7 protein-coding genes are annotated in these 11,463 nt (G+C 53.7%); 4 read left to right on the top strand and 3 right to left on the bottom strand.

Going from position 1 to position 11,463, the window contains the following annotated elements:
- From AOY23_RS21105 to fbaA, 4 genes are all read left to right on the top strand, one after another.
- The coding region (locus tag AOY23_RS21105; protein ID WP_327152798.1) for a transketolase-like TK C-terminal-containing protein at positions 1-510 on the top strand (510 nt) is incomplete at its 5' end.
- A 322-nt stretch (positions 511-832) separates the two neighbouring features.
- The gene (gene epd / locus AOY23_RS21100; protein ID WP_054181202.1) at positions 833-1,852 is read left to right on the top strand and encodes an erythrose-4-phosphate dehydrogenase; all 1,020 of its coding nucleotides are present in this window, start codon (positions 833-835) and stop codon (positions 1,850-1,852) included.
- A 48-nt stretch (positions 1,853-1,900) separates the two neighbouring features.
- A complete protein-coding gene (gene pgk / locus AOY23_RS21095) occupies positions 1,901-3,064 on the top strand; it encodes a phosphoglycerate kinase (protein ID WP_049847344.1) in 1,164 nt (387 codons plus the stop codon).
- 90 nt (positions 3,065-3,154) lie between these two features.
- Positions 3,155-4,234 (top strand): class II fructose-bisphosphate aldolase, encoded by a 1,080-nt coding sequence (gene fbaA, locus AOY23_RS21090; protein ID WP_054181203.1) that lies wholly within the window; start codon positions 3,155-3,157, stop codon positions 4,232-4,234.
- Positions 4,235-4,657: 423 nt separating this feature from the next.
- On the opposite strand, the gene AOY23_RS23100 is transcribed toward fbaA, so the two are convergent.
- From AOY23_RS23100 to AOY23_RS21070, 3 genes are all read right to left on the bottom strand, one after another.
- On the bottom strand, positions 4,658-5,053 hold the full coding sequence (locus tag AOY23_RS23100; RefSeq protein WP_235501687.1) for a type IV secretion protein Rhs: 396 nt from the start codon (positions 5,051-5,053) through the stop codon (positions 4,658-4,660).
- Between the two features lie 13 nt (positions 5,054-5,066).
- Complete coding sequence (locus AOY23_RS21075) at positions 5,067-9,146, bottom strand: RHS repeat-associated core domain-containing protein (RefSeq protein WP_054181325.1); 4,080 nt, start codon at positions 9,144-9,146, stop codon at positions 5,067-5,069.
- Between the two features lie 68 nt (positions 9,147-9,214).
- The gene (locus tag AOY23_RS21070; protein ID WP_054181222.1) at positions 9,215-11,332 is read right to left on the bottom strand and encodes a type VI secretion system Vgr family protein; all 2,118 of its coding nucleotides are present in this window, start codon (positions 11,330-11,332) and stop codon (positions 9,215-9,217) included.
- Between the last annotated feature and the right edge of the window lie 131 nt (positions 11,333-11,463).

Below are 11,463 nucleotides of genomic sequence, written 5' to 3'. Positions count from 1 at the left end.
GACCAGGTGGAATCGGCGGTGGCGTGGAAATACGGTGTCGAGCGTCATGACGGCCCGACCGCGCTGATTCTGTCCCGCCAGAACCTGGCGCAGCAGGAACGTACCGCGAAACAGCTGGCCGATATCGCCCGCGGCGGTTATGTGCTGAAAGACTGTGCCGGTCAGCCGGAGCTTATCTTCATTGCCACCGGCTCTGAAGTGGAGCTGGCGGTGGCAGCCTGGGAAAAACTGTCTGCGGAAGGGGTGAAGGCGCGCGTGGTCTCCATGCCGTCCACCGACGCGTTCGACAAACAGGATGCGGCATACCGTGAATCCGTGCTGCCGAAAGCCGTTTCTGCCCGCGTGGCGGTGGAAGCCGGTATTGCGGATTACTGGTACAAGTACACCGGTCTGAACGGTGCTATCGTCGGGATGACCACCTTCGGTGAGTCTGCCCCGGCTGAGAAGCTGTTCGAAGCGTTCGGCTTTACCGTCGATAACGTTGTTGCGAAAGCAAAAGCGCTGCTGTAATCGCCAGAAAGCTGAAAACGGGTCGCCCAGGCGGCCCGTTTTTTTGGCTTCGGGAAACAAAACGGATAATTCCTGGCAGCGGAATAACCAGGCCACGTAAACCGCCTTAAAATGTGACGCAGGTCAGATAACTGTCTTCTCTCTCTGGACAATCATTCCTTTTATTCCCCGTTTCGCTTATTCTAGCTGAAACGCTTCAGTCGATTAAATGTTCGACAAATAATCAATCAGTCGCAGTTTGTGACAGGCGAGGTTCCCCTTAGCGCGTTGCTGCATTACTCTGTCAGCCACCTCAAATCAGGGAATGTCTCGCAGGAGATCTATGACCGTACGCGTAGCGATTAATGGCTTCGGTCGCATCGGACGCAACGTGGTTCGCGCTTTATATGAATCCGGGCGTCGTGCGGAAATCACCGTGGTGGCAATCAATGAACTGGCAGATGCTACGGGCATTGCGCATTTATTGAAATATGACACCAGCCATGGCCGTTTTGCCTGGGATGTTCGCCAGGAGCGGGAACAGCTGTATGTCGGTGACGATGTCATTCGTCTCCTCCATGAGCGCAGCATTGACGCGCTCCCCTGGCGGGAACTGGGCATCGATGTGGTGCTTGACTGCACCGGTGTGTATGGCAATCGCGAACATGGCGAAGCGCATCTCGCCGCGGGCGCGAAGAAAGTGCTTTTTTCACACCCGGGCAGTAACGATCTGGACGCAACCATCGTCTATGGCGTTAATCAGCACGAACTCCTCGCCGAACACCGCATCGTCTCCAACGCATCCTGCACCACGAATTGCATCATCCCCGTCATTAAACTGTTAGATGATGCATACGGAATAGAGTCGGGTACGGTAACGACGATCCACTCAGCGATGCATGATCAGCAGGTGATCGATGCTTATCACCCGGATTTACGTCGCACCCGTGCCGCAAGCCAGTCCATCATTCCGGTGGATACGAAACTGGCGGCGGGGATCACGCGTATTTTCCCGCAATTCAACGATCGCTTCGAGGCGATTGCGGTGCGCGTCCCGACGATAAACGTGACGGCGATCGACCTTAGCGTCACGGTGAAGAAACCGGTAAAAGCCTGTGAAGTCAACAGGTTGCTGCAAAAAGCAGCACAGGATGCATTTCATGGTATAGTTGACTATACGGAATTGCCGTTGGTCTCCACCGATTTTAACCACGATCCGCACAGCGCCATTGTTGATGGCACTCAAACGCGAGTCAGTGGCGCGCATCTGATCAAAACGCTGGTCTGGTGTGATAACGAATGGGGCTTTGCTAACCGAATGCTCGACACCACGTTAGCAATGGCCGCGAAAGGTTTCAGGTAAAGCGCGTGTGCGCTTGCAAAACTTTAAGAATCAACGAGAGGATTCACCATGTCTGTAATTAAGATGACCGATCTGGATCTGGCTGGTAAACGCGTTTTTATCCGTGCGGATCTGAACGTACCGGTTAAAGATGGGAAAGTGACCAGCGACGCGCGTATCCGTGCTTCTCTGCCGACCATCGAACTGGCACTGAAACAGGGTGCAAAAGTGATGGTAACCTCCCACCTGGGTCGTCCGACCGAAGGCGAGTACAACGAAGAATTCTCTCTGCTGCCGGTTGTTAATTACCTGAAAGACAAACTGTCCAGCCCGGTACGTCTGGTGAAAGACTACCTGGACGGCGTTGAAGTGGCTGCAGGTGAGCTGGTTGTTCTGGAAAACGTTCGCTTTAACAAAGGCGAGAAGAAAGACGACGAAGCGCTGTCTAAGAAATACGCTGCGCTGTGCGACGTGTTCGTGATGGACGCTTTCGGTACAGCACACCGTGCGCAGGCCTCCACGCACGGTATCGGCAAATTCGCTGACGTCGCGTGTGCGGGTCCGCTGCTGGCCGCTGAACTGGATGCACTGGGTAAAGCGCTGAAAGAACCGGCTCGCCCGATGGTTGCTATCGTTGGTGGTTCTAAAGTTTCTACCAAACTGACCGTTCTGGATTCTCTGTCAAAAATCGCTGATCAGCTGATCGTCGGCGGCGGTATCGCCAACACCTTCGTCGCTGCACAGGGCCACAACGTGGGCAAATCCCTGTACGAAGCGGACCTGGTTGACGAAGCGAAACGCCTGCTGTCTACCTGTGATATCCCGGTTCCGACTGACGTTCGCGTTGCGACCGAGTTCTCTGAAACCGCGACTGCAACCCTGAAATCTGTTAACGACATTAAAGATGACGAGCAGATCCTCGACCTGGGCGACGTTTCTGCACAGAAACTGGCTGATATCCTGAAAAATGCCAAAACCATCCTGTGGAATGGTCCGGTTGGCGTGTTTGAATTCCCGAACTTCCGTAAAGGCACCGAAATCGTGGCTAACGCGATTGCAGACAGCGAAGGCTTCTCTATCGCTGGCGGCGGCGACACCCTGGCGGCTATCGACCTGTTCGGTATTTCCGACAAGATTTCCTACATCTCTACTGGCGGCGGCGCATTCCTTGAATTCGTCGAAGGCAAAGTACTGCCGGCAGTTGCGATGCTCGAAGAGCGCGCGAAGAAGTAAGACATTCAAGGGCAGGGAAACCTGCCCATTTATTAGCGCGCTTTAAAGCACGCACTCTTTTCATAGGCCGAAGATACAGGACTACGTAACATGTCTAAAATTTTTGATTTCGTAAAACCTGGCGTGATCACTGGTGATGACGTTCAGAAAGTGTTCCAGGTAGCAAAAGAAAACAACTTTGCGCTGCCCGCTGTTAACTGCGTGGGTACTGACTCCATTAACGCCGTTCTGGAAACCGCAGCAAAAGTTAAAGCACCGGTTATCGTTCAGTTCTCTAACGGCGGCGCGGCATTCATCGCCGGTAAAGGCGTGAAAACTGACGTTCCTCAGGGCGCAGCCATTCTGGGTGCTATCTCTGGCGCGCATCACGTTCACCAGATGGCTGAGCATTACGGTGTTCCGGTTATCCTGCACACTGACCACTGCGCGAAGAAACTGCTGCCGTGGATCGACGGTCTGCTGGACGCGGGTGAAAAACACTTCGCTGCAACCGGTAAGCCGCTGTTCTCTTCTCACATGATTGACCTGTCTGAAGAATCTCTGCACGAAAACATCGAGATCTGCTCTAAGTACCTGACTCGCATGTCCAAAATTGGTATGACGCTGGAAATCGAACTGGGTTGCACCGGTGGTGAAGAAGACGGCGTGGATAACAGCCACATGGACGCTTCTGCACTGTACACTCAGCCGGAAGATGTTGACTACGCGTTCACTGAACTGAGCAAAATCAGCCCGCGTTTCACCATCGCAGCGTCCTTCGGTAACGTACACGGCGTTTACAAGCCGGGTAACGTGGTACTGACCCCGACTATTCTGCGTGATTCTCAGGAATATGTTTCTAAGAAACACAACCTGCCGCACAACAGCCTGAACTTCGTCTTCCACGGTGGTTCCGGTTCTTCTGCACAGGAAATCAAAGACTCTGTAAGCTACGGTGTAGTAAAAATGAACATCGATACCGATACCCAATGGGCAACCTGGGACGGCATTCTGAACTACTACAAAACCAACGAAGCGTATCTGCAGGGCCAGCTGGGCAACCCGAAAGGCGAAGACCAGCCGAACAAGAAATACTACGATCCGCGCGTATGGCTGCGTGCTGCACAGACCAGCATGATTACGCGTCTGGAACAGGCATTCAAAGAACTGAACGCGATCGACGTTCTCTAATCTGCCTGATGGTAATGGAATGGCTTCCCGAGGGAAGCCATTTTTTTGTCTATGATAATTGTTCTCCTGCAAACGCTACAGGAGGCAGTAACGGAAAATATTAGTCCTCTTTTTTGATAATAAATATTACATGACTAAAAAGTAAGCTGCCGACTGTATTGATCTTTTTTAAAGTTCCGTTATTACCGTTTCGATTTTGAGATGCGGGTGAAGCAGTCCGGAAGGTAAATTGTTTGAATAAGCTACTCACCAAAATGGCATTCAATGATGCTGGAGTCCTGAATATCATCATCACACTGAAAATAAGCAGTAACACTGTCACTTGGATTTTATAAAACTCTTGTCCTATTAAATCCACAGATAATTTACCCTTGAAAGCGATCTGGCTATGATGCACAAGCTTACATTCACAATATAGATATATTAATCCAATGAATCATACCTATAGCTTTTTAGCTTCCATTTTCTATTTTCCATTTCAAATATAAATATTTCCCGGACAATTCTTTTTGAGTACTTGGAATAATACACCAAAGATATCTCATTGTTCGAAAATAAATTGTGAGTGATTTTTTTAAACCTGAGATTAGATTTAATAAATGAACCAAGATCTTTTTCTTTGGCGCTTACCATAAAGTCGATAAAATCTTTTTTTAAGGTTGTTTTTTTGAGGTTGGCCGAAGTTAGAACATATATATTAGAATAATCCCCTCTCTGATATAGTTCATGGAAGGTGTTTGCATTTTGTATTGCTGGTTCTATGTTTATAGGTGAACAACCGCATAATAATAAAGACAGAATCAAAATAACATATTTCATCCGACATTTCCTGTTAATTTACCAAGCATTCCTGCCATGTTTTACAAGTAAGAACCATAGCCGAAGCATCAACGCCAATACCAGCGCCCACTGATTCTGTTGAAGATTCAGGATTGTCTATATCGGCAGCGTAAGTATACGCAAAGTGTCCAATTACTCCACCCCCAACTGTTGTGCCAATAGTTTTACTTACTCCAGAAGAAGGCAAAGAGTTAGATTCGGAGTATGTAATAGCCGCACTAAGCCCCCCACCAATTCCTGCGTGGCCACATGCCGTAGCATAGGCGCAAATATCAGAAAGTATTTCACCTTTCTTTTTAGCGAAAGCGACACCAACCCCAACATGGCCACCTAGTGATACCAGGTCACCACCACCAGAAATATCAATAAATGAAGTGCCAGATGAATCATCATGCCACACGTCATACATTAATTGGTATAAATTGTACAAACCTAAAGGATCTATTTCTGTAATCGGATTTAACGGATACTTATAAGAATTCCACCCACCACGTAACCCAATCGGATCCTGAGTAATATACCGTCCCTGCTCCGGGTCATAGTATCGATGACGGTTATAATACAGCCCCGTCTCTTTATCATACTGCTGTCCCGGCAACCGGATAAGTTGTTGCAGATTGCCGGGGTTATCCTCACGCAACATATTCCCCCACTCATCAAATTCTGCGCTCCAGACTATCTCCCCGTTAGCGTTAATCAGCGCCAGCGGCAGGCCTCGGTGGTCGCAGTGATACAGGTGGATTTTCCGTTGCGGACTGTACTCTGGCTCTATCTGGTTTTTCATCTGCTCCGGCGTCAGCCCGCACTGCGTCAGCCATTGCCGGCTTTGCCCGCTGACCTGGTTCGCCTTCAGTTCCCGCTCCAGATTATCCAGCATTGCCACCAGTTCCGGTACAAACACCATTCCCGCCTCCTGCTGGTGTTTTTCCGCCAGCGTGCGGCGGCGGGCTTTCGTCAGCTCTCCGGTTGCGGTTTCAATGCGGATTAATGGTGTAAAACTGCCCGGCAGATACACCGTCTGGATACGGACGGTGTCTGTCTGCATGGTGGTCAGCCGGTCGCCATCCCAGCCGTACCATACGGTTTCCTTCAGTTCCGGCTTTGTACACGAACCATCGTCACAGACCGTACATTCCCATATCCGCTTACCCGTGCGGCGGCCCGTCGGGTCATAGATATACCGGCTTTCCGTCAGCAGACTGCCGTGCTGCAACTGACGGTAATGCGTCAGCCGGTGCTGGTTATCATAGCCATAATGATGAGAAAGGCTGCCACGCGGACGGGGGCGACGCTCACCCTTTTCAGTGAGTCTGCCGTGTTCATCGTAATGGTAGACATTATCCACATCCTGACCGGTACGGTTATTCCGGAAGTTATCCGGCAGCATCGGGTATTCATCCCGCTCCGCTATCCGGTTGCCCGCCGGGTCGGTCAGGGTCCACTGCGTCAGGTCATGATGCGCTGATTTAATATGCGTACTGCGCAGCCGACCGGCGGGACCGTACTGATAATCACGCTGTTCATTCAGCCCGCTGATGCGGACAAGATGCCCGTCAGCGCTCCAGATGTAGTCACGGTTAAGCCGGGGAATGTTCAGGTGGTGGCTCTGTAACATGCCGCCCGGCGTGTATGCCGTGGTCAGTTCGTAATTACCAAAGCTGCGTTGCGTCTCGCGGTGCAGGCGGTCACGGGTAAAGTCGAGAAGTGGTTCATCACCAAGTTTCATGCCAGCCAGATAACCGCTGCCATACGTCAGCCATTCCAGCGGGGGCAGGTTATCCGGTGTGATGCGGTTCAGTAGTGCGCTGTCGTTGTAATCGTACCGGGTGTCATGCTGCCACACCAGTTCACCCGTGTCCGGGTGATGCACCCTCTGGCGTTCGTGGACAGTACGGCCCTGGTCGTCGTGCCCGTACTGCACAGTGACGCGGTGCCCGTCACTGACGTGGCTGATTTCAGCCAGCCAGCCGCGCTCACTGTAACGCCACTGCTCCGCCGGTTCATCATTCACCGTGCGGTGCGTCAGTCGGTCTGCTGCGTCATAGTGCCAGCAGGTAATGAGGCTGTCATCTTCACTGCGGATGAGCAGCCCGGTGGCGCTGTAGCCGTAACGCTGCGTCCTGCCGTCAAAACCGGTTTCCTGCGTCAGCCTGTCCAGTACATCATAAGTGAACGTTGTGTGGCTGTTGTTTTCATTCGTGAGCTGCGTGACCCGGCCTGCAGCGTCGTATTGCATCCGCCGCGTCAGCCCGTCCTGTGTGCTGCTGAGGATGTGGCCCCGGGCGTCATGCGTGTTTTCGCGGCGACTACCGTCAGGGAGTGTGGTCGCTGTCAGATCGCCAGACACGTTGTATTCATAGTGAGTTTCGCGTTCCTGTGCATCTTTTACACAGGTCAGACGGCCCCGGCTGTCATACGTAAGGAACTGACTGACACCTTCTTCCCGGTGCACTGCCGTCAGTTGCCCGAAGCGGTCGTATTCATAGCGGGTTTCATAACCGGAGCAGTCGGTAAAGGTGAGTAACTGACCGTAGCGACTCCAGGTCATATGCTTCCGGCTGCCGGTGGCATCTTCGGTGGAAGAAGGATATTCGCTGCGCGGATTATCATAAAAATAACGGGTCGTACTGCCGTTGCGCAGGGTTTCAGCCGTCAGTCTGCCGTGGTCATCATATTCCTGCCGGCTCTGCAGCCCGTCAGGGTGGACCGTGCTGGTCAGCTGGCGCCGGGCGTTATAGCAAAACTCCGTCAGCCTGCCATCCGGTGTGACGAGCGCCGTCAGTTGACCTGAGGCGGGGCTGTGCCGGTATTCGGTTTTCCGGCCCGCCGCATCCGTCTGCGCCAGCAGTCTGCCGGCGATGTCAGTGTCGTTGCGGGTGATGCTGCCGTCGGCATGCTCCTTTTTCACCACCCGTTTCATCCCGCCGTCGCCGTCGGTGTGCAGTACCTCCCGGCGGCCCAGACTGTCGGTGACAGTGACGCGATTGTGTTCATAAACATAGGAATAACTTAAGCCTTCCGGATTATGCTGCGCCGTCACGCGCCCGGCAACGTCATACCGGTAGCTGGTTTCCGGCCTGCCCGCATAGCGGTGTGCCACCATCCGTCCCGGATACTGCATGTCATAGGTCAGGTCGTGAACTGAAGTACCGCTGCGGTCATACACCCTCGCCAGTTCACCCCGGGATGAATATTCATAACGCACCAGGGGAACGGCGGGCAGGTTATCCGGGTATTCCGGGTCGCGGGACAGCCACACTTCGGCGAGGCGAACGCCACTGTCTGCGCCATAACCCGTGGCGGGGGGCGCGTCCTGACAGGCGGTCAGCACCAGCCGGAAATGGCGGCCTGCACCGTCTGTCACGGCGGTAATGTTTCCGGAGAATGCGCCGGATGCGGCGCGCTGGAAAGTCATTGTCCGCCCGAAACTGTCCGCCAGACCGGTCAGCACCCGGTACGGCGGCAACGGGGCGGGCAGCGCTTCCTCCGGCCCGGCAATGCGCTCAGACCAGCCCAGGATCCACCAGGGACCCTGAAGGCTGTTGGTTGCAAGATAAATATGCGGGCTGATGCGAATATCCTGCGGCAGTGTCTGCCAGAGTGTGCTCAGCGGGTTACTGTCGTGCAGTGCCGGGACGCCACCCCGCGCCAGCCAGAAGGACTCGCTGTGGCTGAAGGCCGTTTCCCCCGGAAACAACGGATGAAAATGAATACTGCGCCCGCCATTGTCGTTGAGTATCAGTTCCGCATCATGTATCTGCAGGCAAATATCAAAGGGCGCCTTCCAGCCGGGGCCGAACACACCCACCGGGGCAGGTGTTCTGGTCTGGTAGCTGCTGTAGGTACGCGAGAGTACAAACGGCAGCGGGCCGGGCAGGGCAATATCGGTTTCGCCGGGCAGTACCTTTGCGCCCAGCAGCGGATTGACCGGGTTGCCGGAGGTCATGCCGCCCGGACAGACCGAACAGGCCACGCCGGTCGGTGCGCCAATCATCACCCCCGCCGAGCCCTGGATTATTGGGCCACCTGTCATGGTGCCGTCACCCTGACGTGCTGCCGGTTTTCCGATCATGTTCCAGTCCTTCTGTTTTGCTGAATGTAATGCTTATTTTTTATTTATCGTTTTGTACTGTCGCGGGCTCAGTACTGCCGCATATCCGGCGACGAACTGCCGTTTTCTTGCGGCGCTTTCGGTGGGTCTTCTGCAATACCGCAGTTCCAGTTGATCATCAGAGCGTCGCCGCTGATGGTCTGCATACCCTGGAGGTTAATCGCAGTACCGTTAAGAAATATTTTGCCGTCCTGCGTCAGCACCAGCCGGGCCTGCCCGCAACGCAACTCCAGATGTTCCCCGGCGGAATAGACGGCCACCTTCCCGGTACTCTCGGTTTTGCTTTTACCCACCGTAAAGGTGACATTCTCCCCGACGCTGACGTTATAACCCTTACCGACCAGCAACGACTTCTGTATCCCCACTTGAGAGGACTGTGTCAGCGCCACCGAGGTATTCATCACACCGCCTACCGTGGTCTGGTACGCCACACCCACCGTCAGTGCACGGACCACCCCCACCGTTTCTGCCTGGTTCAGGCCGACAGTAATACTCTGGTTCTGCCCCACGGTCTCTTTCTGGTTCTGCACCACCGTCTGCACCTGGTTCTGCTGCACGGTAATAACCTGGTTGCCGCCAATGGTTTCGGTATGGTTCACTTTCACATCGGTGGTGCGGTCATTCAGCACTTCGGTATCCATATTCTTCTGCGCATGGATATAAACCTGCTCCTGGCCGGTGGCGTCCTCAAAACTCAGCTCATTAAACCCATCCCCTTTATAGGTTTTGGAACGAATGGTCATCTTCGTTTTTGTGCCCGGCAGGTCTCCGGGAGAGCGGTTATCTTCATGGTAGGTGCGGCCCATAATGATGGGCTGGTCAGGGTCACCATTGAGAAAATCCACAATGACCTCCTGACCCACGCGGGGAATGGCCAGGTTGCCAAAACCGGCCCCGGCCCAGGCCTGGGAGACACGGATCCAGCAGGAACTGTCTTCCGTGCCGCCGTGATAACGGTCCCACAGGAATTTCACCCGTATCCGTCCGTGCTCGTCACAGAAAATCTCTTCCCCTGCCGGCCCGGTGACCACCGCACTCTGCGGACCATCCACTTTCGGTTTTGGATGGGGTCTGGCACGCCAGGTGCGTTCTGCGGGGATGACAGTGAAATGGTTGGTGAGTGAGGTTCCGGCGCCCTGATTTCCGTGTTGAGCCTGAGGTTGTATGCCTGTCAGGGAACTGCTCACCACCTGCCATTCCCGGTTGAGACTGACAGACGGATGTCCGGAAAGGGTGAAGCGGGTTCCCGGCCACAGTCCGGGTGAATTACTGACACCGGTGGCCGTTTCGGCACCGCTGCGCCAGCCTTCCATTCTGTAACGGGTGAAATTCTCTCCGTGCTGCTCATCCTTGAAGCGGCCGGGATAATCAAAAATCTCGTACTGTGCCCGCTGGCCGTTCAGGTTGTCGGCTTCATGGTCATAAATACCCGGCCAGTCGGGAACCTTGAAGGTGTAGTCCTGGCTCTGCACAGAAGAGGGACTGACGGTGGCTTCATAGCGGAACACGCTGATGCATTCTGTTGAAACGTCCGTTGTGGTGTTCGGGTTAAAGGCGACGGGGTCAGTCAGGCATCTGAGTCCGGCGACGTTATCGCACAGCGTCAGTTTTTGTTCCGGTGTATCCGGGGCAGATTTGTCAAAAAAGAAGATACCTTCCTCAGCCCAGAGACGGGTCAGGAACGCGAGGTCTGATTCACCGTACTGTACACAGAATTCACGGGGCGGATGGTCATCGTTAAACCCGTCAGTCCAGTCAGTGACACCGTTTTCCCTGAGGAGGATGTCGGAGACAGCCAGGATATCCTGTTGCTGGAATATGCGGAAATTCTGCCGCAGGCTGCAGCGCCAGAGGGGAGGGCGAATGACGAAGCGGTACAGCATCTGCCAGCCATTATTCTCTTTTGTGCCGAAGGTGGCGATGACACCGCTGATATGGCGCAGCACCTGCTGCCCCTGCCAGACCGTAAGGGTGGCGTTTTTTTCGAGTAATGTTTCTGCGGTCTGCCTGAAGGAATCACTGGCGACGTCGACATCAAGGACAAACGGAAGTGAATAGTCCTGTTTTAAGCCGAAGCTGATGACAGCGAAAGTATCCGGCTCCTGGCCATCCACTTCGAGAGTGAAGCGCAATCCCTGCTGTGGCATGTGTTTGTCCCTGTCTTATTTATGAGCGTGATGAATAACGAGAAATTATAAAATAAACATATAAAACAATGCGTTACGTCGCTGCGATGTTTGCATGAGCCCGGGTGGATGAATGTGATCTGTGTCACAGG

The sequence above is a fragment of the Trabulsiella odontotermitis genome (genome assembly GCF_001297775.1).
Classification (GTDB): Bacteria; Pseudomonadota; Gammaproteobacteria; order Enterobacterales; family Enterobacteriaceae; genus Trabulsiella; species Trabulsiella odontotermitis.
Note: the sequence above shows the minus strand (reverse complement) of the source record. Positions and strands in the feature narration are given on the sequence as shown.

Bases quoted from the DNA above. Each gene is read 5' to 3' on its own strand.
- epd (WP_054181202.1), top strand. From the start codon at position 833: ATGACCGTACGCGTAGCGATTAATGGCTTCGGTCGCATCGGACGCAAC.
- pgk (WP_049847344.1), top strand. From the start codon at position 1,901: ATGTCTGTAATTAAGATGACCGATCTGGATCTGGCTGGTAAACGCGTT.
- fbaA (WP_054181203.1), top strand. From the start codon at position 3,155: ATGTCTAAAATTTTTGATTTCGTAAAACCTGGCGTGATCACTGGTGAT.
- AOY23_RS23100 (WP_235501687.1), bottom strand. From the start codon at position 5,053: ATGAAATATGTTATTTTGATTCTGTCTTTATTATTATGCGGTTGTTCA.
- AOY23_RS21075 (WP_054181325.1), bottom strand. From the start codon at position 9,146: ATGATCGGAAAACCGGCAGCACGTCAGGGTGACGGCACCATGACAGGT.
- AOY23_RS21070 (WP_054181222.1), bottom strand. From the start codon at position 11,332: ATGCCACAGCAGGGATTGCGCTTCACTCTCGAAGTGGATGGCCAGGAG.